The sequence below is a fragment of the Flavobacterium microcysteis genome, from assembly GCF_006385255.1.
GTDB lineage: Bacteria > Bacteroidota > Bacteroidia > Flavobacteriales > Flavobacteriaceae > Flavobacterium > Flavobacterium microcysteis.
This window is the reverse complement of the sequence record NZ_VFJE01000056.1, coordinates 253621-276468: the sequence shown is the minus strand read 5'-3', so window position 1 is coordinate 276468 and position 22848 is coordinate 253621. Positions and strand designations below refer to the sequence as shown.

Genomic DNA, 22848 nt, shown 5'->3' with positions numbered 1-22848 from the left:
TTTTTAGTTTATGATAACTTTCGGGTAGATTCTCTTTGGCGAAGTTCGGTTTTTATAACCGTTGTTCGATACGTGTATTCTTCCTCTTTGCTTTCCAGTTTTTCGATAAGCATCGTAGCTGCTTCTTCTCCTATTTCAATACCATGTTGGCTGATGGTAGAAAGGCTTGGCGTTAATCTGCGTGACCATACTCCGTCTGCAAATCCAATTACGCAAAGCTCATCAGGAATTTTGATTCCTTTTTTGATAGCCATTTTCATTGCCATAGTCGAAGCGTGTTCGTCTAACGCAAAAATGCCATCAATCGTTTGGCTATTAATAAGCTCATTTAGCCTGAAATCAAATTCATCCGGATTATCAGTACGGATGATCAAATTTTTATTGATTGCAATATCATTATCATGCAATGCTGTTGCATATCCTTGCGCCCTTAATTTCGCCACGCTCAAATTGTCAATTGCCGTTAGCAGCGCTATGTTTTTGCAACCCAGTTTTATCATATGATTCACAGCATTTACCGAAGAATCAAAATCATCAACAATTACTTTATCGCAATTGATCTCGTCAGAAATACGGTCAAACATTACAATAGGAATACCATCAGAAATCGCATCTTTAAAATGCTTGAATTCTTGCTGCTTTTGCGTCTCTTCTGCAATAGACAAAATAAATCCGTCAATTGTTCCGTTGCTAAGCATGTCTATCGTGTGGATTTCTTTCTTTAAAGACTCGTTAGTGATACAAGTAATCACGTTATAGCCTTTTTCGTTTGCCTTCTTTTCAATCCCGCTAAACACTTTCGCAAAAAACGGATTCAAGATGTTCGGAATGATAACCCCGATAGTCTTTGTGCTTCTGTTTTTCAGGTTAATGGCAATATTATTAGGCTTGTAGTTTTTAAGCTTTGCAAATTCCTGAATTTTAATTTTTGTAGGCTCACTGATTTCCGGGCTGTTGCTCAGCGCTTTGGAAACTGTAGAGACAGACACGCTCAATTCTTTGGCTATTTGCTTTAGGGTTGCTTTTGGTTTCATCACTGTTCGTATAATAAAGGAAATGTAAAGTAAGTGAAAAATTGGAAATTATACTTAAAATTTAAATTAAACCTTAAAAACAGGAAAACAATAACTATCACGCCATGTCAAGCATCATTTTTGGCGTAACAACAGCGACTTCCATATTTATTAAAATTAGGAAAATTCAAAAATAATTACATTTCATTACAAACAAACACAATAAAATACTAATTCACATGGTAATTATATAACATTTTCTCAAAACCATTAACAAATTTTCTGCGTAAGTAATTCAATTAGGGTTCCTGTTGGAACCTGAAATCAACCATTTAGTTATTAACCTTTTAAATGTCTAACTTATGAAAAACGCAGTAACTGTAAAAGAACAGCTCACTTCGGGAACCAACCGAAGAAGCTTCTTAAAGATTAGCGGACTGACGATGGCTGCCACTGGATTGCTCCTGACCGGCTGTAACAATGACGATGATTCTTCAAACAATGGCCCTTATGCCCCAGGAGTCCGAAATGGAAAATTCGATCTTGGAAGCGGCGATCTGGGAGTCTTGACTTATGCGTATGCATTAGAACAGCTTGAAGCCGACTTCTATACACGAGTTGTTAACCTGAATAACTTTGGAGCACTTTTTAATAGCGAAGAACAACAGGTTCTTTCTGACTTATATGCTCATGAAGTAATCCACAGAGAATTTTTCAAGGTCGCTTTGACCGGAGCCTTGTCCAATCCTTCTACTCAATTGCTTCCCGCACTGGAATTTGATTTCACCACTGTAAACTTTAGCAGCAGAAGTTCTATTCTGGGAACAGCAAAAGCATTAGAAGACACGGGTGTTGCCGCATATAACGGAGCCGGAAAACTAATTACGAGCACAGAGTATTTGTTATTGGCCGGAAAAATTGTTTCGGTCGAGGCCAGACATGCTTCCGCAATAAGAAGCCTGATTAATCCTAATTCGAATGATTTTGCAGGCGATGATGTCGTAAGCGCATCAAGCGGTTTGGATGTTGCCAAAAATCCATCACAGATACTTCCTGTGGCTGGCGGTTTTATCACAACAGAATTTACGGCTACCTATTTACCTTAAACACTAACCAACAAAATTAGAAATTATGAATCTATTTAAATTTATAGAATCCTTTACTGATGATAATTTAATGAACAGTACGGGATCCAGAAGAGACAGTTTTGGACAATTTGGGCAATTGGGTAAAAATTTAGCCTTGGCCTCAATTCCATTAGGATTGGCTGCATTTACCAACAAGGCTTTTGCTTCAGATATAGGACCAACACCAAGCACACCAATTGGAGCTTTGCAACTTGCCCTAACACTAGAATATCTTGAAGACGAGTTTTATCGATTGGGATTAGAATCTGGTGTTATTCCAACCGGAGGAAGAGACGAAAAAGTATTCATGCAAATTGCAAAACACGAAGCCAGCCATGTAGAATTTTTGATTGCCGGACTTGGAGCCAGTGCGGTTACAAAACCAACATTTGACTTTACTGTTGGAGGCGCTTTCGACCCTTTTAATGCTACAGGAATAGGTACCACTGCCGCATACCAGCAATTTTTAGTACTGGCACAGGCTTTTGAAGATACCGGAGTAAGAGCCTATAAAGGACAAGCCGGTAATTTGATATCGACACCCGATTTATTGACTGCCGCTTTACAGATTCATTCTGTTGAAGCCCGCCATGCCTCGGAAGTAAGACGACTGCGAGGACTCAAAGGATGGATTACCGGAAACGATAGAGGACTCGGAATGCCATCTGCAACGCAAGCGGTCTATGACGGAGAAGAAAATGTAACACAGGCCGGATTTAATACCAGCACAGTAAACAACGGATCGTTAGGACCTGCCATACCGGGAGCGGCCGGATCAGAATCCTATGACGAACCGCTCACTACACAACAATCTGTTACTATAGCCAATCTGTTTATTGTATAAAATCACTTATTTCTACTATTTAACAAACCATCTAAGCCATTTAGATGGTTTTTTTTATTCTGAAAGGTTGGCTTACTCTCTTATTGAATCGACAAATCAAAAATAATCCGTACATTTGCCTTACTTCATTTACAGATTTTCAATCTGATAATCAGCCTTTAAAATAATCTTTTATAGGTGTTTGCATTTAAAAATAATTATTGTACTTTTGCAACCCCTTTATTGGGGATGGAATGTTTAATTAAAATAAATTATTGTGAACACATTAAGCTACAAGACAATTTCAGCGAACAAAGCCACTGTAACGAAAGAGTGGATTGTTGTTGATGCTGAAGGTCATAACTTGGGCCGTCTTGCTTCAAAGGTCGCTATGATCCTTAGAGGTAAATACAAGCCGAGTTATACACCGCACGTGGACTGTGGAGATAACGTAATTGTTATCAACGCAGAAAAAATCAACCTTACAGGTAACAAATTGGATGACAAAATTTACATGCGTCACACAGGTTACCCAGGAGGACAAAGAACTTTGACTGCTAAAGTATTACAGACAAAAAACCCTGCATCTTTAGTGGAAAAAGCAGTAAAAGGAATGCTACCTAAAAACAAATTAGGCGCACAACTTTTCAGAAATTTAAATGTTGTTGTAGGTTCTGAGCACTCTCACGAAGCTCAAAAACCTAAAACTGTTAACCTTAACGATCTTAAGTAATGGCTACAATTCACAAAATCGGTAGAAGAAAAACCGCTGTTGCTCGTGTTTATGTTACAGAAGGAACTGGAAACATCACGGTAAACAAAAAAGAATTTACAACTTACTTCCCGACTGCAACTTTACAGTACAAAGTTTTGCAACCTCTTTCTATGACTGAGAACGCTTCAAACTTTGACGTAAAAGTAAACGTTTATGGTGGTGGTTCAACTGGTCAAGCAGAAGCTGTAAGAATGGCAATCGCTCGTGCAATGTGCGAAGTAAACGCTGAAAACAGAACTATCTTGAAACCAGAAGGTTTATTAACAAGAGACCCAAGAATGGTTGAACGTAAGAAATTCGGTCAGAAGAAAGCTCGTAAGAGATTCCAGTTCTCTAAACGTTAATATTACCCGTCTTTTCGGTAACAGAAGAGACATCGTTCATTTATTATTCAAAACAATGTTGTTAATCCCTGTCGAGGCAGGAAATTAGTTTAGCATCTAAATGTATTCAGCCGGTAAACCGCCATTTATACATTGCTAATCAACAGAACGTAAACTATTATTAAAATGGCAAACAAAGTAGAAGTTAAAGAATTACTAGAAGCAGGTGTTCACTTCGGACACATGACTAGAAAGTGGGATCCAAACATGGCTCCTTACATCTATATGGAGCGTAATGGAATCCACATTATCAATCTATATAAAACTGCAGCTAAAATCGAAGAAGCTAATGAAGCTTTGAAGAAAATCGCTGCATCAGGTAGAAAAATATTATTCGTTGCTACCAAAAAACAAGCAAAAGATATCGTAGCTGAAAAAGCAGCTGCAGCAAACATGCCTTACATCACTGAAAGATGGCCAGGTGGTATGTTGACTAACTTCGTAACTATCAGAAAAGCGGTTAAGAAAATGGCTTCTATTGATAGAATGAAGAAAGACGGTACTTTCATGACATTATCTAAAAAAGAACGTTTACAGGTTGATCGTCTTCGTGCAAAATTAGAGAAGAACTTAGGTTCTATCGCTGATATGTCAAGACTTCCTGCTGCATTGTTCGTTGTAGACATTAAAGCTGAACACATCGCGATTAAAGAAGCTCAAAAATTAAACATTCCAGTTTTCGCAATGGTAGATACAAACTCTGACCCAAGAGAGGTAGATTATGTAATCCCTGCAAATGACGATGCTTCTAAATCAATTGAGAAAATTTTATCTTTAGTAACTGCTGCTGTTATCGAAGGTCTTTCTGACAGAAACACTACTTCTGACAAAGAAGTTGAACAGCCAGTTGACGAAGCTACAGACGCTCCAAACGAGACTGTAGAAGCTTCAACTGAAGAATAAATTAAATTAGATTCCAATTTTTAAATTCCAATTTCCAGATAAATTACAATACGTTGATAATTTAATAAACTTGGGATTTGGAATTTAGACTTTGGAATTTTTTATTTTTAACCCTTAAAAAAACACACTAAAATGGCAACTATAACTGCTGCAGATGTAAATAAATTAAGAACCCTGACTGGTGCAGGGATGATGGACTGCAAAAAAGCGCTTGTTGAGGCTGACGGTAACTTCGATCTAGCTATCGAAAACCTTCGTAAAAAAGGCCAAAAAGTAGCTGCTAACAGATCTGATAGAGAATCTACTGAAGGTGCTGCTATCGCTGTTGTAAATGCAGACAAAACTTCTGGTGTTGTTATCTCATTGAACTGTGAGACTGACTTCGTTGGAAAAAATGAAGGTTTCGTAAAGTTGGCTACAGATTTGGCTAACCTTGCTTTGAACTTCAAAACTAAAGAAGAATTTTTGGCAGCTGATTTCAACGGAATCACTGTTGCTGACAAATTAATCGAGCAAACTGGAGTTATCGGAGAAAAAATCGAAATCGGTTCTTTCGAAAGATTAGAAGGTGCTTTCGTTGGATCTTACATCCACGCTGGTAACAAAATCGCTACTTTAGTTTCTCTTTCTGCTAATGTTCCTGGTGCTGAAGAAGCTGCTAGAAACGTTGCTATGCAGGCTGCTGCTATGAACCCAATCGCATTAGACGAGGCTGGTGTTGATGCATCTATCATCGAAAAAGAAGTAGAAATCGCTAAAGATCAATTACGTCAGGAAGGAAAACCAGAAGCTATGTTAGATAACATCGCTAAAGGTAAAATCCAACGTTTCTACAAAGACAATACATTGGTAAACCAAGATTACATTAAAGATGGCGCTGTTAGCGTTTCTGGATATGTAAAATCTGTTGATGCAAACTTGACAGTTACTGGTTTCAAAAGAGCTGCTTTAGGATAATACATCCCAAAACACATACTAAAAACCTCAATCTTTTATTAATTTATTAGATTGAGGTTTTTTCAATTTATATCCTATATTTGTTTTTCATCCGCAAAATCTTACAGCTCTTGAAAAACAAGATTTTTTTTCTATTCATACTCTTTACTTCGGCCGTTTATTCACAAAAAGAGAAAACACTATTCTGGGAAATTTCAGGTAATGGACTTACTAAAAAGTCATATCTGTACGGAACAATGCATCTTAATGAAAAGATATCCTACCATCTTTCTGATTCCTTTTACAAGAACCTCCTGGATGCCGATATAGTTGCCAATGAAAGCGACCCTGAAACCTGGTCAGATTTAAAAATCCTCACAAGCCCATCCCGTTTCAATAATTCCTTCAAATTTTACACAAACTTCTACAAGCGTCCTGCCAAAAGAGAATCCATAGCAACCGTCTTTGTTAACGACAATTCCTATTTCAACAACATGATGTCCTTTGATGATGGAAATCGGGCTGATTATCAAGAAAATTCAGTTCTTGATATGTTCATTTATCATACCGGAAGAAAATACAACAAAAAGGTAGTTGGACTTGAAATAGCAAAAGAATCTTTAATTCCTCTCATGAATTTAAGTTCAGAAGATGCAATTGCTAAGGATGAAAACAGGGTAGCCTTATTTAAGTTTTTAAAAAACAAGAATCCCGAGGAACTATTGAATCAATTTTATCGTGAGAAAGACATTGTCATGCTTGACTCTTTGTTCAAGCTTATGCTTTCTAAAAAAGCTCAAAATGCACTAATCGGAAGTCGAAATTATATCATGACCAAAAGCATCGATTCTCTTGCTAAAAAAGGCAGCCTATTCGCTGCTGTTGGCGCAGCCCATTTAGCCGGAAAAGAGGGTATTCTCGAGCTATTGATAAAAAAAGGATATACCGTAAAACCTATTTTTGATGAACTGACAGAGAGCGGTCAGACAAAGAAAAAAACTATAGAAGAATATTTCCCAAACCCTAATTTTTCAGCGGCCAGAACAAAAGACGGAATGATAGCCATTCCTCTCTACAAAACATTTACAGAAAAAGATTTTCATATAGGTTCGGCAGATTTTACTAATGGTGGCATAATCAACATCAAAAGACTTCCTTTGAATTACTTCGTAAAAAAAGAAAATACAACCTACAATCCTAAGTCGCTTGACAGCTTGTTTTTTGAAAACATTCCGGGCAATATTATTGAGAAAAAGTTTTTTGAGAGCGACAGCTATAGCGGCTATGACATCAAAAGCAAAACCAAAGCAGGCAATAGCCAACATTATCGTTTTTATATTACGCCAATCGAGATTATTGCCATTTCGATGATTGGAAACGTAAACTATGTGAGGCAGTATGAAAACGAAGTCTTTAACAATATAAAAATTAAAGGCTTCTCAAACAATTGGGAAAAAACACAGCCAGAAAATGGGGGATTTTCAATAGAAACTCCTGCTTTCAAAACAGCCGACGGTTTAGGCGTTGACAATAACAATGTGGAAATTCAGGCTTACGACCCTTATGAAAAAAGCTACTATTTTCTAACCAAAAGAGTATTGAATGACAGCAAAGAGATACTGGGTTCTGAAGAAGAACAGCAACAAATTCATAATGAATTTTACTTGCAGTATGATTCTTATGCATCAAATGTAAAATACAATGCAGAGACATTTTCTTTAGAATCCAACTCAAAAATCGGTGAAAAGGACATCAAGCTGAAAAGTTTTATTCACGGTTCCGATTATTATTTATTAGGCACAGTAAATGCCTCAGAAAAAAATGCTTTGCGCTTTTTCAATTCATTCAAACAAGAGCCTTATCGCTATGATTCCAACCTGAAAACCTTTCAAGATACAGTAGCAAAATTCAAGGTTGAAATTCCAGAAAAAGGAAATGAAAAAATATTATGGGCAACTCGGGCCAAGCCAGAGAATACAAAGAATACGTTCATTTCGAAAAATAACCAATATAGCTTTCAAACACTATCAGGAAAGACAGTAGATTTAGAATATTCCATCTATCCTAAATATTACAATCAGACTTCACTAGACTCGATCAAAAAGAAACTCGAAAGCCATCTCTTAAAAGTGAGCAAACAGGAAGACTTAATTGATTACGTAGAAGATTATTACACTGAAAGTCCATTGCTTAATTATGACTTTTTATCCAAAAAAGGAATACAAAAAACAATGTGGACTGAACTGACAACTGACAAAAAAGATTCGTATGAATTTGTATCTAAAACAGAGTCCTACGACAAAGAGAACAACGTTTATACTGTCGATGCTGTTGTCTCAAAGCCAAATTCAACTTCGGCCCTAAAACAAAAAATAGTATATACGGGAGATTCCTATTATTTATTAAGCGCCTTGATTGATAAGGATTTGGAAAACGAAGATAAATTCATCCAAAAAACATTCGACTCTTTTGCGCTCCTAGACAAAAAGTCAATTTCGGATAAAGACAAACTCGACCTGTTCATCGAAGATGCAAAAAGCGATAAAGACACGATTCGTTATTCTGCCTTGACATCAGTTGAACAGCTGGAAATCACAAAAAAAGATTTTGAAAAAATAACCCATTTCCTGTCAAGTTTCGAATTTAAAAACTCAGAAAACGCTGCCATAAAATCCCTATTGGAGAAAATAGGATACATTAATGATGATCGTGTTATTCCTTATTTAGAAAGTTATTACAAAAAAGAAAACAACAAAACCACAATTCAAATTTCCATTTTAAAAGCCTTGGCAAACCAAAAATCAAAAGCGGGTTACCGAAAAATAATGGAGCTACTTGAATATGATTTGCCGCTTACGAATCAATACCAAATCAACTCGCTTTTTTCTTATTTCGAAAAAGATATAGAGAACAGCAAAGAATTATATCCTAAAATATTCCAATTTTATACTATCAAAGAATACAAGCAGTCTGTTTTAGAATTCTGCAATCTATTATTTGACAAAGAAATATCACAAATTAAAAAAATAAATTCCCATAAAAAAGCATTAATTGCAGATGCCAAAATGGAATACAAGAGACTGCTGAGCACGAAACAGAATTATTCAGAAGAAGAGGAGGAAGATTTTCAAAACACCTTTGATGCCATGCAAACTTCTGAATTGGCAAATTATCTGGCTCTTCTTTCGAACTTTAAAGAAGATAAAAACATCGACGACCTTTTTAGCAAAAGTGACAAACTTGACATTTCTCATATCAACAACGAAATCCTCAGAATTAAGGTCGTAAACAACAAATTAACTGATAGCGAAGAAAAAGAAGCATTAGCCAATCCTGAAAAGCGATTTTTAATGATGCAATTGCTCTTAAATAAAAATCCGAAGCGGGAATTTAAAAATATCCCGGATGAAGAAATAGCACTATCAGCATTAATGGTTATTAGAAATTTCACTCAAAAAGACAGCCTAAAACTTATTTCTGCCAAAGAGTTTAAAAAGAATCACAAGGATATTTCAGCTTACTTTTTTAAATCTGAAAAGGCAAATAAATTGACACAGTTAAGCGAACCGATTATGCATGGGATTTATTTCATAAAAGAAAATAGCAATTTGAATCTCCAAGCCTACTATGAAACACAGACTGTGCTAGACGAAGAAACTTCGGAAGAAAGCCAAATCGAACTTGTAATTGATTCTATAATAAAAGAATCGAATCCTCGGGCAAGCTTTGAAAAAGAAAAAGAAGTGAATGAAGCTATGATGTTTAATTTCTAGAAACTTAAAGCTATGGAAAAAATCAGATGCAGATGGTGTATTGGCGACAGTCTTTATGAAAAATACCATGACGAAGAATGGGGCGTTCCTGTGTATGACGACCAAAAACTTTTTGAATTCCTGATTCTGGAAACCTTTCAGGCAGGCCTGAGCTGGATAACCATACTTCGCAAAAGAGAAAATTTCAAAAAAGCTTTTGACAATTTTGACTATAAAAAAGTAGCCCAATATACCGAAGAAAAAATCCAAGATTTGATGCAAGATTCTGGCATCATCAGAAACCAGCTAAAAATCCGTGCTGCCGTGACCAATGCGAATGCATTTATGGAAACACAGAAAGAATTTGGAAGTTTCTCAGATTATATCTGGAAATTCACCGATGGCAAGCCTATCATAAACCGACCAAAAACACTATCAGATGTTCCGGCAACGACTCCACTTTCTGATGAAATCAGTAAAGATTTGAAAAAAAGAGGATTTAAGTTTGTAGGCTCCACTGTTATCTATGCTCATATGCAGGCCACAGGAATGGTAAACGACCACATAGAAGAGTGTTGGACCAAAAAGTAGTTTTATGGCCTTCTCCGTGCTTATAAGCTATTCTTTTTCACAATGCCACCAGCTTTTAAATCTTCTGCCTTGTAGCCTTCAATAAAATTGACATTTACGGGTTCTGATTTCCAGCTTGTATTTCTAAAATAGGCAACAAAGTGCAAATGTGCAATTGTAGTCCATCCCGTCATTCCAGATAGCGCAATGGGTTGTCCGGCATTTACGAAGTCACCCATAGCTACCAGAGCGCCTTTTTCTTTTAAATGTACATATTCTGTGAACAGTCCCGTTTCAGGATGGTAGAGCGTAATAAAATTGGCGTAATCTTTCCATGAGCTATCTTTTCCAGAATGCTGGTATTTATCGATAAGACCTACGACAAAACCACTAGCAGCTGCACATATGGTATCTCCTGTTTTTAAATCAAAATCCAAAGCCAGTTTTGACAATCCGTCTTTATGCGAAAAACTACCATTATGCCCTTGAACTACGGTATACTTTTTCCCTTTTTGAAACGGTAAGGCTAATCGGGTTTCTTTTGGATGTGACATTGCATTTCCCAGCATATAATTCGCTCCGGATTTATGCTGTTGGGCTGTGTCAAAAAAAATACTGATTCTTTTCTTTTCCTTAGGACTTAACACTACCAGTCCTTTGCTTTCAAAACGTTTGTTTAACAAAGAATCATTTAAAACTATTCGTACCGGACATTTCAATAAATTATCTAATGTGATAACCAAACTATCACCAACAATTTTCTGAGAATAGCCCAATGGTGAAGCATTAAACTTAGTCTGCGGCAACTTAACTGAATTGCAGGCATATAAAACGGACATCAGTAAAGCAATAATTATAAAGTTTCTATTCATTATTGGCCTTTTTTAATAATCCCCATAAAATCTTCTCTCGAAATCTCCCTAGCACCTAAACTTTCCAAATGGCTATTATGAACCTGACAATCCAAGAGCTTATAATTGGCTTCTTTTAATTTCCTGACCAACGAAACAAAAGCCACTTTTGAGGCATTAGAAACTTTAGAAAACATACTCTCGCCACAGAAAACATGTCCTAAATCAATACCATAAAGCCCTCCAACCAATACATCACCCTGCCAGATTTCAACCGACCTGGCGATTCCCATTTCATGGAGTTTTATATAGGCTTCAATCATCTGTTCCGAAATCCAGGTTCCTTGTTGTCCATCTCTTTTTATCGTGCTGCAATTTGTAATAACATCTCTAAAATTTTGGTTGTAGGTTACTTTAAAAATATCCTGATTCAGAATATTTCTCATGCTTTTGGAAACCTTGAACTCTTCAGGAAACAAAACCATTCTTTCTGGCGGTGACCACCAAAGTATAGGTTCATCATCATCAAACCACGGGAAAATTCCACTCCTATAGGCCAATAGAAGCCTTTCTGGCGACAAATCGCCACCAATAGCTACAATTCCATCATCATTGGCTTCTTCAACCGGAGGAAAAAACAATTCTTTACTAAGGAAATACATTTTTATTTTCTTAAAGTCACAAAAAAACCGCAATATTTGCGGTTTTTCGATTTTCTATTTTTGAATTAAAAAGGCAGGTCGTCGTGCTCTTCTTCTTTATAATTGTTTGCTGGTTCAAAAGCTTCTTTTGCCGGCATTGGAGGTACTTGCGCAGAAGATGAAGGTGCTTCAGCTTGCAATTTCTCGATTCTCCATCCTTGAATACTGTTGAAATATTTGGTTTCACCTTGTGGGTTTACCCACTCTCTACCTCTTAGGTTGATAGAAACCTTAACAGGCTCGCCTACTGTATAGTTATTCAACAAATCACATTTATCCTGCGTAAATTCAATCATGATATGCTGCGGATATTGCTCATCTGTTGTAACAACCAATTCTCTCTTTTTAAATGACGCACTAACTTGCTGCTCGGCATTTATCACTTTAACTCTTCCTGTAACTTCCATAATCTTCTTTTGTTTTTATTATTTATATGGCTTGTAAATCAGCCCTCTCATTATATTTTTTCTGATAATAGCACTTTCCATGCTGCCATCACTTCATTATTATCAAGATATTCTTTTGCTTTTAAATGCACTTTCTCCTGATCATCAGAACTTAAGACACCTTTTACAGCAAAATTCTGGTCTACAAATATAGCAACTTCTTCGGTTGTAGGCAATGCTTCAACGTTGCCCAATTTGCCTAAATCATTACCGTCAAAAACCGGGCTCTCTTTTATAAAATCAGGAATTTGATCCACACCAATACCTAATGTTGTCAATGGTTTTTCTACTTCAAACAATCCCATATTCGAACGGGAGTACCAATTTCCTCCTAAACGTGAAACTAAATCAATCTTATGTTGGTCAACACCTCCGTTTTCATCTAAAATACTCTCATCAATATGCATTTTGACGATTTCGCAGATAATTAAATTTCCGGCTCCGCCTTCATTTCCAAGACTGATGATTTCCTGTATTTTGCATTCAAACTGTACTGGAGATTCTTTTACACGATACGGTTTTACTATATCAGACGGAATGGCTGTAAATCCGGCTTTTAAAAACTCATTTACACCATCGCCATATTCTGTACTTGCCAAAGATGCTTGTTGTACCATGTCATAATTAACAACATTAATCACAACTTCACGGGTAGCTTCAGCATTAATCAGCGTATGTTTTATAGTATTGTCACGAACTCTTCTCGATGGCGAAAAAATCAAAATTGGCGGATTCGCACTAAAAAGATTAAAAAAACTAAACGGTGACAAATTCGGTTTCCCGTTACTATCCATCGTGCTGGCAAAAGCTATTGGCCTCGGCCCTACTGATCCCTGAAGATATCCCTGCAATTTTGCTGTTGGGATTTCCTTCGGTATTATACTAATCATAAAATTCTGCGTTTAAACAAAAGTAATAAATTGCATCAAGAAGAATAAAAGAAGTGTTTACGATTTATAAACAGTTTCAAAATTCGACTTTATATCTTTTCCTTATATTTATACCTCAAAATAAAATTTATGCAGTTTTCTGAAAAAAGAAATGTCACACGTTGGATTATCATCGTAATCTCCTTTCTCATCATATCCCTGATTCTTTGGAATACTTACACTTTTTTCCAGATTTTTAAAAACGAGGAGCATATCAAAATGCAGATATGGGCGACTTCCTTAAAAACAATCAATAATGCCGATTTGCTCAATGACGATATCGAGCTTCCAAGACAGATTGTTGATAAAAATACGACCATCCCTATCGTACTGACTGACCAGAATGGAAACATTATGGGCATGAGAAATATCGACGAGACTATTGCCAATGATTCAATTAAGGCACAAGCTTTTTTTAAAAATTTCAAAAATGAAAACGATCCGATTGTTCTTGAATATCTTCCGGGAGATGTTCGATACGTGTATTATGGAAACTCTTCCCTGTTAAACAATCTGAAATATTATCCAATAGCCTTATTCCTGATTTTGGTCATGTTCGGGTTATTGATTTTTAATTTTTACCGCGCCAGCAGAATGGCTACCCAAAACAAGCTTTGGGCAGGTATGGCAAAAGAAACGGCACATCAGATTGGAACGCCATTATCCTCCTTACTTGGATGGATTGAAATCATGAAAGCCGATAATGTAGATGAAACTACGGTAACGGAAGTTGAAAAAGACATTGTAAGGCTACAGACCATAGCCGACCGTTTTTCAAAAATCGGGTCAGAGCCTGTTTTAGAAGAAAAAGATATTATTGCAGAAACGGAACAGTCCTATGACTACCTGAAATCAAGATTTTCAAACCAGATTAATTTTTCATTTAAGGCACCTAATCATCCTATCAAGACCTCAATCAATCCGATATTGCATAGCTGGACGATTGAAAATCTGGTCAAGAATGCTATTGACGCTATGAAAGGCCGTGGTGATTTGTCGATTGTTATTGAAGAAGACAGCCGCTTTGTAAAGATAAAAGTGGCGGATTCCGGAAAAGGAATTCCTAAAAAGCAATTCAAGCAAATTTTCGAACCTGGATTTACGACCAAAAAACGCGGTTGGGGCTTGGGACTTTCCTTAACAAAAAGAATCGTTGAAGAATATCACGATGGAAGAATTAAAGTCCTTTCATCCGAAATAGGAAAAGGAACTTGTATGCAGGTAAGCTTTAGGAAACTATAAAAAAAGCCGCAAATTCAAATTGAGTTTGCGGCTTTTATACTTTTAAAAAGAATTTACAAATTGGCTTGGATTTCTTTAGCCAGTGTTTCAAATTCTTCCTTGGTCAATTTTACTTTGTTTTGGAAACGCATTTCGTCCATTTCGTTAAGCGGAATCAAATGCACGTGTGTATGTGGTACTTCAAGTCCCACAACAGCAACACCAACTCTTTTGCAGGCTACTGTTTTTTCCAATGCCTTTGCTACTTTTCTGGAGAATTTCATCAAGCCCAAATATTGGTCTTCCTCCATATCAAAGATTTTGTCGATTTCTTTCTTTGGAATACACAAAGTATGTCCCTTAGCATTTGGATTTACATCCAAAAATGCAAGGTAGTCTGCATCTTCTGTAATTTTATAGGCCGGTATTTCTCCGTTAACTATTTTAGTGAAAATCGAGCTCATTCTTTTTTAGATTTTAAGATTATGCTTTAAAATGATTAGTCTCTGCTGATTTCTAAAATTTCAAATTTCAAGATACCATTTGGAACTGTGATTTCAGCTATTTCACCTACAGATTTCCCAAGCAGTCCTTTACCAATTGGCGATGTTACGGAAATTTTACCCGTTTTTAAATCTGCTTCACTTTCAGCAACTAACGTATATTTCATTTCCATGCCATTAGCCTGGTTCTTGATTTTTACATTTGACAAAACCAAAACCTTAGAGACATCAAGCTGTGACTCATCAATCAGACGAGCATTCGCATACACTTCTTCCAACTTTGAAATTCTCATTTCGAGTAAACCCTGAGCTTCTTTAGCCGCATCATATTCCGCATTTTCAGACAAGTCTCCTTTATCTCTAGCTTCAGCAATAGCCTGAGACGCTTTTGGACGCTCAATACTTTTTAGCTGTTCTAGTTCCTCTTTCAATTTTTTTAAGCCTTCCGCTGTATAATAAGATACGTTACTCATAATTTCATCGTTTATATAAAATAGAAAAAATCCCATCACGACGGGATTTCTTTTCACAAAGATAGTATTTTTAATCCAATTTAATATTTAATACTGCTAGTATATAAAACCAAAGTTAATTAAATTAAATTTGTTTCAACAAATTTATAGAATAGAAATTTTTGCTATGAAAAAGATTATTGCCCTTTTGCTTATCGGTATTGCGATTTCAGCGTGTTCTGACAGCAAAATCAACAACAGAAACCCTTATATCCCGAACTATTCTTTTAATGTCGAGATCAACATGAACCTTCCGCTTTATAGCGATCTGCAATATACCGGAAATGGCAAGCTGATTACGCTTAATGGTGCCGGTGCTAACGGCATTATTGTTTTTAATGCAGGAGCCGGAAGTTTCAGAGCTTATGATGCCAGCTGTCCGAATCAATACGCAAGCAGCTGTTCGAGACTTGTGGTTGAAGGGATAAATGCAGTTTGCCCATGTGATGATGTCAGGTACAGCTTATTTACCGGTCTTGCGGAAGCAGATGTAGAATATCCAATGAAGCCTTATCGCGTTCAGGTTACCGGAAATGTAATTCGGGTTTATAACTAAAAATGCCCCGGATTTGTTTAAAAACAACAATCACTGCACCAATTGATATCGTATTTGATTTATCAAGAAGTATTGATTTGCATACTGTTTCGACTAAACAAACCAATGAAGAAGCTATTGCAGGCAAGACTTCCGGGTTAATCGGATTAGGCGAAAGCGTGACCTGGCGTGCCAAACACTTAGGATTCACACAATCTCTAACTTCAAAAGTAACTGATTATAACCATCCGTCTTTCTTTGCTGACGAAATGGCGGAAGGCATTTTCAAAAGATTTCGGCACGAACATCATTTCGAAACCGAGGGCAATCAGACCTTAATGACCGACATTTTCGAATATCAGTCGCCTTTCGGCATTTTGGGAAAATTAGCCGATTTTATTTTTTTGGAAAACTACCTGCGTTCCTTCCTAAAGAAAAGAAATACCGCAATAAAAGAAGTTGCCGAATCAGATGAATGGAAAAAAATCCTGAAATAAAAAAACCTGACAGGTGTTGCATCCTGCCAGGTTTTCGGGAATAATTAAAAAACTATTTTTTAAAATTTCAATGTCATTCCGGCCAGGAAATTAATTCCTGCCTGAGGGAAATATCCTGCTCCTTCGATTGTCTTAATAGTACCCGGATTAGAATAGTCGTCATCATAGGTATAGAAATAACCGTTTGACTCATATTTATAATCAAAAATATTATTTACCAGTCCTGAAAATATGATCGATTTGAAAACAGTATTGGTTTTGATTTCGTATGAAACATTCAAATCGCTCACAGAGTAACTTTTCAATCTTGAAACTTGAGAATCTATATTCCCCATATATTGGTCTCCAACGAATTTAGTCAGAAGCGAAACCTGCATATTTTTTATTGGCAAAAACGTGATCGCATTTCCAACGATTACATTTGGAGAAAAGGCGATATCCGTATTTCCTAGTTTCTCTAAAGCTCCGTCACGTTGAAAAACAAAATCTTCATTCTTGTTGGCGCTGACAGTAACGTTTGGACGGAAAATCCATTTTTCTGCTACGAAAAGAGTAGCATCAATTTCTAATCCAAGCCTGTAACTTTCTCCACTATTTTGACGAATTGGTGCACCAACATCGTTTAAAGCGCCTGTTAGGACAAGCTGGTCTTTATATCGCATATAGTATCCGTTAACGTTCAGTTTTGTCTTAGGCGAATTGTATCTCCAACCCAATTCAAAATCATTCAGCTTTTCAGGTTTTGGGTTTCCGGATTCGTAATCGCTTCGATTAGGCTCACGATTGGCACGGGCATATGAGAAATAAATATTGTTTTCGTCATTGACAACATATGTAATTCCCGCTTTTGGGTTAAAGAAATTAAAATTGTCATCTACTGAACCTGTGTCTGCTCCTTTGGTTTTGTATCCAACATTTCTGTACTGCATATCACCAAAAAGGCTCCAGTTTTCATTCAGCTTATAATTGATTTTTGCAAAAACATTGAAGTCGGTTTTTGTCGAAAAATCATCGTAGTATTTGAAATTATACTCTGGCAGTATAAGGCTTCTTGTCCATAAAACATTTCCGAAATGGCTACCTTCGTATTTGTTCCATCCACCACCCAGGATAAAATCTATTTTTTCATTTTTATAATTTGCTGAAAATGTAGTCCCGTAAAAATCGTTATCAAGCCATTTTCTTCGAATCAGATCGCTTTTCGTTATTTCTACACCATTTATTATTTGAGGCTCGATTCCGTATTCCGATAAATCCTGTTTTTTCTTGTAGTTTTCGTAATAGCCTTTTCCTTTGGTATAGTGAAAAGCAAGGTTAGTGCTCCAATTGTCTGAAAAACGTTCGTTCCAGTGCAGCTGATAATGATCCTGGTTGTAGTTATCCGTTTCGTTATCATAGAAACGGGTCACTCCGTTGTCATCAACATATTCTCCTGACGGATTATAAGTCCTGTCATTTTTTAGTTTTTCCGGATCTTCCAGTCCGTTCCATGCTTGGTATGTTTTCTCTTTTCCACCAAATACTAAAGCTTTAATCAATGTGGTTTTGGCTATATAGGTTCCTTGAAAGAAATACGATTTCAGGTCGGAAGACGCTCTGTCGATATAACCATCGGATTTAATATTAGAAACACGCCCGGCCAATTCGAAATGGTCTTTAAGCAAACCGCTACTGAATTTCAAGGTGTGTTTTCTGGAATTAAAACTTCCGAAAGAATTTGAAATTTCGCCATTGGCTTCCGTAGCATACGAATCGGTAAGCAGGTTTAAACTGGCACCAAAAGCTCCGGCTCCATTAGTAGAAGTTCCTACACCACGCTGCAATTGGATGTTCTGAACTGATGAAGCAAAATCAGGCATGTTGACCCAGAAAGTACCTTGCGATTCGGAATCATTGTAAGGAATCCCGTTAAGCGTCACATTGACTCTTCTTGAATCAGAACCTCTGACACTAATGGCAGAATATCCGATTCCGTTACCGGCATCAGAAGTGATTACCACCGACGGCAAGTAATTTAATAAGGCTGGAATATCCTGACCTAAATTTCTGGATTCCAGTTCTTTCTTACTGATGTTGCTAAACGTAACTGGTGTTTGTGCGTTAACCCGCACTGCGGAAACCAAAACCTCATCCAGGTTTCTGGTTTTTGTAGTATCGACAACTACTTTTTCTTGGGCAAAAAGAGAAGCTGAAGCAAAAAATGCAATTCCGGTCATCATTTTTGCATTCAATAACGACTCCGGCAGGCTTAGGCTTTTTTTCTTGGGCTCAAGCTCATTTTTTTTGAATAAAGTTTTCATTCGTAAATTTTCTTACGAATAAAAGGGGCAATTATTCTGTTGTTTAAATTAATTGATTGTACTTAATGACAAGCTTTTAAGCGTGCACTCTAAAAAGTTGTCATTCTCCCTTGGCAGCATTACCCGCCCAGGTTCGTTGGGTATAATCTCAGCTCGTTATTTGGAGCACCCCTTTGAGACAGGGCAAAGATAGAAAAGTATTAAGATAATGCGGGTGAGAATTCAGATTTTTTAATTAAAAGTCGGGTTTTCTTCTGGATTCCTTTTTTTCAGACAATTTTCTTTTGCTTTGGATTCGTTTTTTGATAACGGCTTTGGGCACTTTTGTTGCTTTTCGCTCCTTTGGAACAATCAGATTTTGCTTCAGCAAAAGGAGCAATCTTTTTATCGCAATTTCTTTGTTTTTCAACTGACTTCTATCTTCATCACTGTTTAGGATAAGTATCTTATCGTTGGTAAGACGGGGCGCCAATTTTTCTTCCAAAATCGCAATTTCTTCTATAGAAAGCGCTTTAGAATTTGCCATATCAAAAGACAGGACGATTTTTGAGGAAACCTTATTGACATTCTGCCCTCCCGCTCCGCTGCTTCTGACAGCCTTAAACTTTAGTTCTGATATTATTTTTTCCGTATCCAAAATTATTGCGGCTGATGTGCCGGCTTTAATAAGTCGTTTACTGTTTTTACGGGATTAAAAGTAATCAACGGTATTTCTACAAAAATGGTAATCCATTTTGCCATAGCTCCGTTCCAGAGCCCAGGTAATTCATAGGCTTTGATTGGCTTTCCGTTTTTATTTTTTTCTACAATAAAACCGCTGTCATTATCGATAAAATCTCTTAAATCGAATTTTTCACCTCTATAGTTTTTCGTACCACAAACCAGATCAACCGGATTGAAATGTGTGGCACTTGCCATAATTTTGGCCTGTGCTGCATTTTGAGCATCCACTTGTGAGGATTCTACAATTTGCAGGGAAACATTCCCTTTAGTATCTCGTACCCAAAATGGACCACCACCAGGTTCTCCTTCATTTTTGACCATACCACAAACACGAATAGGTCTGTTTAGGATTTCCTGAAGATGGGCAACCTTGTTTTCTCTGGTATATTTCTGGAAATCGGCATTAATGGAAATCTGAAGTTTTGTCTTTACAAATTCTACGATTTCGTCAATTGTTTCTTTTTGGGTATTTTCTGTTGCCAAGACTTTCAGGAAAGCAAAAATCTTCTCCTGAAATTCCAGCAAGATACCTGCCAAAGCTTTTTTATACAGACTGATAAGATGTATATGGTTCTGGATTACATTGTCGATATTTTTTATAAAAATAACATCGGCATACAATTGATTCAGGTTCTCTATTAAAGCGCCATGTCCACCCGGCCTGAAAAACAAACTGCCATCATCGAGACGGAACGGGTTATTTTGCAGGTCAACAGCAAGTGTGTCCGTCGTTTTATGCTGATAGGAATAATCGACATGGATTTTAATCGCTGTGTTGGCTTCAACCTTTGGCTTGACATTCTTTATAATTTCATCAAAGGAGTCCTGATGTTCTTCCGAAATTGTAAAATGCAGGTTCGAAAGGCCATTGGAAAACGCATACGAACCACTTTCATTTAAATGTTCTTCTATAGGCGTAGCTATATAATCTCCATATTGATGGAAAGGCAATACTGCTTTGGGTTTTGAAGCAAAATCAAAATGGCTTGACGACAACATGGATTTTATAAAATAGAAAAAACGCATGTCTTTGTCCCACTGCTTATATTCCGGATATCTTGTTTGTGTATATTCCAAAACTGCCTTATGGAATGGAAATTTTTCCATCCCTATCAGGAAAATCGGAACTGAACCACAACGTTTTCTGTTTATATAGGCATTTATTGTTTCATTGCCCAGTTTATATTCGTTGACAAATTCATTTAAGAATTTGAACATTCTACTTGCGGCACCAGATGCGGGCACAAACTTCTGAAGTTTAAGCTTTTCTTTTTTAGATTCGAAGAGATTGGCATAATAAACCGCTTCTTCTTCTGAAAGCGGCACAATACCGCTGGATACTGAAGCCGGTTTTTCTAAAACCGCTTTCGGGATGCCCGTATTGAATACCTGAAGCTGATAAGCTACTGTATCCACACTGATTCCTTGATTATAAATCTGGACAAAATCGTAAGAATTAAATCCTAATTGTTTTAATTTTTCCAAATCCTCAAGAATGATAATTGCTTTTTGCAATCTTTCTTCTTTATTTCCGGAAAGCAGGATGTAAGGTTTTTTATTTTCAATCAGCGCCTCTTCAAATCTCTTTATAAGCATTTCCCGCTCCTCGGGTTTATCCCGCAAGTCGTCTTTTTCAAAAGGAACATCAATATCCGTTAAGAGAAACAGGTCGTATTTGTGTTTTCGGGCGGCTTTATCCAAAACTGCATCACAGAAACCATAATAGATTTCTGAAAAGACTTTTGTACACATCAGATTAGTATCGGCAAAAAGATAGTTACCGGTTTCAGACAAGGCTTTGTTTTCCAATTTCATTTGTCCGATTGCTATAGGAAGCAAATCTTCGGGTTGGCAAATTTCTTTGGAACGATCCCATTTTTCCTGTAAATAATCACGGGCAAATTCAGGAATCCAATTGGATTGAAAATGTTCTGCCAATTGTTTTGCTAATGTAGTTTTTCCGGTAGATTCCGGACCATACAATGCTATTCTGATTTTATTTGTGGGCTGTTGTTTAAGATTTTCCTCCATTCTATGTAAGCTAAAATAGCCAAAATTGTAAAAATTACATATTGCAATGATAACATCCCCAAATCTCTATACGCATACAATGGCACAGCTATGATATCTGCAATAATCCATAGTGTCCAATTTTCAATCTTTTTCATTGCCATGTACCACATACCCGTAAAAAACAATCCCGAAGTGAATATGTCGATATAATTCTCGGGCAAGATTTCTTTACCGAACAAGTGATACACAAAATATGTTACAACAATAGTAAGAAAAAATAACAATACTCCAATGACTTTCTGCTTTGTATTTGTTCTTGAAATCTTAACGACATAATCATCTTCTTTTTTCCTCGTCCAATTGACCCAGCCATATACGCTCATAACCGAGAAATAAATATTAAGCGTCATATCAGCAAAATAACCTGCTTTATACAATAGATAAACTGTAATTACTGTTGCAATAATACCGGTAGGATATACCCAGATATTTTCTTTTTTGGCAAAATAAACGCTCATGATTCCGGAAATAAAAACAACGGCTTCTAAAACAATATCAATGGTGGGTTTATCTTTATAGGCGTTGAGAAAAAAATCAATCATGGAGCATCAAATTAGAGTTTATAAAAAAATTGGGGTCGTTTTCAAAAGCTGTTCCTATGATTACCAAATCTGCTCCGGCGGCATAGGCATCTTCAATTCCTTGGATGTCTTTTATGCCTCCACCTACAATTAAGGGTATCCCTATATTTTTTGAAACCAAAGAAATTGTCTCTAAAGGAACTGAGAGGTTTGCACCACTTCCAGCCTCCAGATAAACCAGCTTGTTTCCTAAAAATTCGCCTGCCAATGCTGTTGCTACTGCAATATCTGAATTGTGTCTAGGCAACGGTATCGTCTTGCTTACCGAAGCTACAGCAGTCTGGTTGCCGCCATCAATCAATATATAACCTGTAGAAATAATTTCCAGGTTGGTTTTTTTCAGAATTGGTGCTGCCTTGACCTGATGTTCGATTAAAAAATCCGGGTTTCTTCCTGATAATAAAGTCAGGAATAAAATACCGTGGGCTTCTATGGAGATTTGTGACGGATTTCCTGGAAAAAGCAAAATCGGAAGTGTGGTTTTTTGCTTTAATTCCCGGATAATTTCATCAATATTGTTTGTGAGTACTAAGCTGCCGCCAATAAAAATATGGGTAGCCGGCGATTGGTTTATCTTAGGAATGATGTTTTGTAATGAATCCTGAAAGATCTTATCAGGATCGAGAAGAATAGCCAGAAGCTTTTTTTTCTCTTTTTTGGACTGGAGTATTTCGTTATAGATGCTATGCATTGG

General features: G+C 36.8%; 23 protein-coding genes. 11 read left to right on the top strand and 12 right to left on the bottom strand.

Annotated elements, in window-relative coordinates; all coding sequences use genetic code 11:
• Window positions 1-8: 8 nt before the first annotated feature.
• On the bottom strand, window positions 9-1034 hold the full coding sequence (locus FJA49_RS14930; protein WP_140001727.1) for a LacI family DNA-binding transcriptional regulator: 1026 nt from the start codon (window positions 1032-1034) through the stop codon (window positions 9-11).
• Window positions 1035-1375: 341 nt separating this feature from the next.
• On the opposite strand from FJA49_RS14930, the gene FJA49_RS14925 reads away from it, so the two are divergent.
• The 8 genes from FJA49_RS14925 to FJA49_RS14890 all read left to right on the top strand — a co-directional run bounded on the left by FJA49_RS14925 (window position 1376) and on the right by FJA49_RS14890 (window position 10303).
• On the top strand, window positions 1376-2119 hold the full coding sequence (locus FJA49_RS14925) for a ferritin-like domain-containing protein (RefSeq protein WP_140001726.1): 744 nt from the start codon (window positions 1376-1378) through the stop codon (window positions 2117-2119).
• A 25-nt stretch (window positions 2120-2144) separates the two neighbouring features.
• Window positions 2145-2984 (top strand): ferritin-like domain-containing protein, encoded by an 840-nt coding sequence (locus tag FJA49_RS14920; RefSeq protein WP_140001725.1) that lies wholly within the window; start codon window positions 2145-2147, stop codon window positions 2982-2984.
• Window positions 2985-3240: 256 nt separating this feature from the next.
• Window positions 3241-3696 carry a 50S ribosomal protein L13 gene (gene rplM, locus FJA49_RS14915; RefSeq protein ID WP_140001724.1) on the top strand — a complete coding sequence of 152 codons (456 nt, stop codon included), beginning with the start codon at window positions 3241-3243 and terminating at the stop codon, window positions 3694-3696.
• Window positions 3696-4082 (top strand): 30S ribosomal protein S9, encoded by a 387-nt coding sequence (gene rpsI, locus FJA49_RS14910; RefSeq protein WP_140001723.1) that lies wholly within the window; start codon window positions 3696-3698, stop codon window positions 4080-4082. The genes rplM and rpsI overlap by 1 nt, the downstream gene beginning before the upstream one ends.
• Window positions 4083-4247: 165 nt before the next feature.
• Window positions 4248-5024: a 30S ribosomal protein S2 gene (gene rpsB, locus FJA49_RS14905; RefSeq protein WP_056068008.1), complete on the top strand. Its 777-nt coding sequence runs from the start codon at window positions 4248-4250 to the stop codon at window positions 5022-5024.
• 132 nt (window positions 5025-5156) lie between these two features.
• Window positions 5157-5981, top strand: a complete 825-nt coding sequence (gene tsf / locus FJA49_RS14900; protein WP_140001722.1) for a translation elongation factor Ts — start codon at window positions 5157-5159, stop codon at window positions 5979-5981.
• 110 nt (window positions 5982-6091) lie between these two features.
• Window positions 6092-9733: a TraB/GumN family protein gene (locus FJA49_RS14895; RefSeq protein ID WP_158629493.1), complete on the top strand. Its 3642-nt coding sequence runs from the start codon at window positions 6092-6094 to the stop codon at window positions 9731-9733.
• A gap of 12 nt (window positions 9734-9745) precedes the next feature.
• Window positions 9746-10303, top strand: a complete 558-nt coding sequence (locus FJA49_RS14890) for a DNA-3-methyladenine glycosylase I (protein WP_140001720.1) — start codon at window positions 9746-9748, stop codon at window positions 10301-10303.
• Window positions 10304-10323: 20 nt separating this feature from the next.
• Here FJA49_RS14890 and FJA49_RS14885 read toward each other — a convergent pair whose 3' ends face one another.
• From FJA49_RS14885 to FJA49_RS14870, 4 genes are all read right to left on the bottom strand, one after another.
• Complete coding sequence (locus FJA49_RS14885; RefSeq protein ID WP_140001719.1) at window positions 10324-11154, bottom strand: M23 family metallopeptidase; 831 nt, start codon at window positions 11152-11154, stop codon at window positions 10324-10326.
• Entirely contained in the window at window positions 11154-11795 is a 642-nt protein-coding gene (aat, locus tag FJA49_RS14880) for a leucyl/phenylalanyl-tRNA--protein transferase (protein WP_140001718.1), read from the bottom strand. The genes FJA49_RS14885 and aat overlap by 1 nt, the downstream gene beginning before the upstream one ends.
• 65 nt (window positions 11796-11860) lie before the next feature.
• The gene (locus tag FJA49_RS14875; RefSeq protein ID WP_140001717.1) at window positions 11861-12241 is read right to left on the bottom strand and encodes a DUF3127 domain-containing protein; all 381 of its coding nucleotides are present in this window, start codon (window positions 12239-12241) and stop codon (window positions 11861-11863) included.
• Between the two features lie 50 nt (window positions 12242-12291).
• On the bottom strand, window positions 12292-13170 hold the full coding sequence (locus tag FJA49_RS14870) for a flavin reductase family protein (protein WP_140001716.1): 879 nt from the start codon (window positions 13168-13170) through the stop codon (window positions 12292-12294).
• 129 nt (window positions 13171-13299) lie between these two features.
• Here FJA49_RS14870 and FJA49_RS14865 point away from each other — a divergent pair, with 129 nt between their 5' ends.
• Complete coding sequence (locus FJA49_RS14865) at window positions 13300-14451, top strand: sensor histidine kinase (RefSeq protein WP_140001715.1); 1152 nt, start codon at window positions 13300-13302, stop codon at window positions 14449-14451.
• Between the two features lie 53 nt (window positions 14452-14504).
• Here FJA49_RS14865 and FJA49_RS14860 read toward each other — a convergent pair whose 3' ends face one another.
• On the bottom strand, window positions 14505-14894 hold the full coding sequence (locus FJA49_RS14860) for an HIT family protein (protein WP_140001714.1): 390 nt from the start codon (window positions 14892-14894) through the stop codon (window positions 14505-14507).
• A gap of 35 nt (window positions 14895-14929) precedes the next feature.
• Window positions 14930-15406, bottom strand: coding sequence for a transcription elongation factor GreA (gene greA / locus FJA49_RS14855; RefSeq protein WP_140001713.1), 477 nt, complete (start codon window positions 15404-15406; stop codon window positions 14930-14932).
• Window positions 15407-15572: 166 nt separating this feature from the next.
• On the opposite strand from greA, the gene FJA49_RS14850 reads away from it, so the two are divergent.
• Together FJA49_RS14850 and FJA49_RS14845 are read left to right on the top strand one after the other, a co-directional pair.
• Window positions 15573-16001, top strand: coding sequence for a Rieske (2Fe-2S) protein (locus FJA49_RS14850; protein ID WP_140001712.1), 429 nt, complete (start codon window positions 15573-15575; stop codon window positions 15999-16001).
• Window positions 16002-16003: 2 nt separating this feature from the next.
• Window positions 16004-16477, top strand: coding sequence for an SRPBCC family protein (locus FJA49_RS14845; protein ID WP_140001711.1), 474 nt, complete (start codon window positions 16004-16006; stop codon window positions 16475-16477).
• A 59-nt stretch (window positions 16478-16536) separates the two neighbouring features.
• On the opposite strand, the gene FJA49_RS14840 is transcribed toward FJA49_RS14845, so the two are convergent.
• From FJA49_RS14840 to FJA49_RS14820, 5 genes are all read right to left on the bottom strand, one after another.
• Window positions 16537-18777, bottom strand: coding sequence for a TonB-dependent receptor (locus FJA49_RS14840; RefSeq protein ID WP_140001710.1), 2241 nt, complete (start codon window positions 18775-18777; stop codon window positions 16537-16539).
• A gap of 235 nt (window positions 18778-19012) precedes the next feature.
• Window positions 19013-19414, bottom strand: coding sequence for an alternative ribosome rescue aminoacyl-tRNA hydrolase ArfB (gene arfB / locus FJA49_RS14835; RefSeq protein WP_140001709.1), 402 nt, complete (start codon window positions 19412-19414; stop codon window positions 19013-19015).
• Between the two features lie 2 nt (window positions 19415-19416).
• Window positions 19417-21531: a DUF4301 family protein gene (locus FJA49_RS14830; RefSeq protein WP_140001708.1), complete on the bottom strand. Its 2115-nt coding sequence runs from the start codon at window positions 21529-21531 to the stop codon at window positions 19417-19419.
• Complete coding sequence (gene pnuC, locus FJA49_RS14825; RefSeq protein ID WP_140001707.1) at window positions 21486-22115, bottom strand: nicotinamide riboside transporter PnuC; 630 nt, start codon at window positions 22113-22115, stop codon at window positions 21486-21488. Before pnuC ends, FJA49_RS14830 begins: the two co-directional genes overlap by 46 nt.
• Window positions 22108-22845 (bottom strand): geranylgeranylglyceryl/heptaprenylglyceryl phosphate synthase, encoded by a 738-nt coding sequence (locus FJA49_RS14820; protein WP_140001706.1) that lies wholly within the window; start codon window positions 22843-22845, stop codon window positions 22108-22110. The genes pnuC and FJA49_RS14820 overlap by 8 nt, the downstream gene beginning before the upstream one ends.
• Between the last annotated feature and the right edge of the window lie 3 nt (window positions 22846-22848).

Excerpts from the sequence above, each read along its gene's own strand:
- FJA49_RS14870 (WP_140001716.1), bottom strand. The coding sequence starts at position 13,170 with ATGATTAGTATAATACCGAAGGAAATCCCAACAGCAAAATTGCAGGGA.
- FJA49_RS14875 (WP_140001717.1), bottom strand. The coding sequence starts at position 12,241 with ATGGAAGTTACAGGAAGAGTTAAAGTGATAAATGCCGAGCAGCAAGTT.
- FJA49_RS14820 (WP_140001706.1), bottom strand. The coding sequence starts at position 22,845 with ATGCATAGCATCTATAACGAAATACTCCAGTCCAAAAAAGAGAAAAAA.
- greA (WP_140001713.1), bottom strand. The coding sequence starts at position 15,406 with ATGAGTAACGTATCTTATTATACAGCGGAAGGCTTAAAAAAATTGAAA.
- FJA49_RS14890 (WP_140001720.1), top strand. The coding sequence starts at position 9,746 with ATGGAAAAAATCAGATGCAGATGGTGTATTGGCGACAGTCTTTATGAA.
- rpsB (WP_056068008.1), top strand. The coding sequence starts at position 4,248 with ATGGCAAACAAAGTAGAAGTTAAAGAATTACTAGAAGCAGGTGTTCAC.
- FJA49_RS14925 (WP_140001726.1), top strand. The coding sequence starts at position 1,376 with ATGAAAAACGCAGTAACTGTAAAAGAACAGCTCACTTCGGGAACCAAC.
- aat (WP_140001718.1), bottom strand. The coding sequence starts at position 11,795 with ATGTATTTCCTTAGTAAAGAATTGTTTTTTCCTCCGGTTGAAGAAGCC.
- FJA49_RS14840 (WP_140001710.1), bottom strand. The coding sequence starts at position 18,777 with ATGAAAACTTTATTCAAAAAAAATGAGCTTGAGCCCAAGAAAAAAAGC.
- FJA49_RS14845 (WP_140001711.1), top strand. The coding sequence starts at position 16,004 with ATGCCCCGGATTTGTTTAAAAACAACAATCACTGCACCAATTGATATC.
- FJA49_RS14885 (WP_140001719.1), bottom strand. The coding sequence starts at position 11,154 with ATGAATAGAAACTTTATAATTATTGCTTTACTGATGTCCGTTTTATAT.
- FJA49_RS14920 (WP_140001725.1), top strand. The coding sequence starts at position 2,145 with ATGAATCTATTTAAATTTATAGAATCCTTTACTGATGATAATTTAATG.
- FJA49_RS14930 (WP_140001727.1), bottom strand. The coding sequence starts at position 1,034 with ATGAAACCAAAAGCAACCCTAAAGCAAATAGCCAAAGAATTGAGCGTG.
- FJA49_RS14830 (WP_140001708.1), bottom strand. The coding sequence starts at position 21,531 with ATGGAGGAAAATCTTAAACAACAGCCCACAAATAAAATCAGAATAGCA.
- FJA49_RS14860 (WP_140001714.1), bottom strand. The coding sequence starts at position 14,894 with ATGAGCTCGATTTTCACTAAAATAGTTAACGGAGAAATACCGGCCTAT.
- pnuC (WP_140001707.1), bottom strand. The coding sequence starts at position 22,115 with ATGATTGATTTTTTTCTCAACGCCTATAAAGATAAACCCACCATTGAT.
- tsf (WP_140001722.1), top strand. The coding sequence starts at position 5,157 with ATGGCAACTATAACTGCTGCAGATGTAAATAAATTAAGAACCCTGACT.
- FJA49_RS14850 (WP_140001712.1), top strand. The coding sequence starts at position 15,573 with ATGAAAAAGATTATTGCCCTTTTGCTTATCGGTATTGCGATTTCAGCG.
- rpsI (WP_140001723.1), top strand. The coding sequence starts at position 3,696 with ATGGCTACAATTCACAAAATCGGTAGAAGAAAAACCGCTGTTGCTCGT.
- FJA49_RS14865 (WP_140001715.1), top strand. The coding sequence starts at position 13,300 with ATGCAGTTTTCTGAAAAAAGAAATGTCACACGTTGGATTATCATCGTA.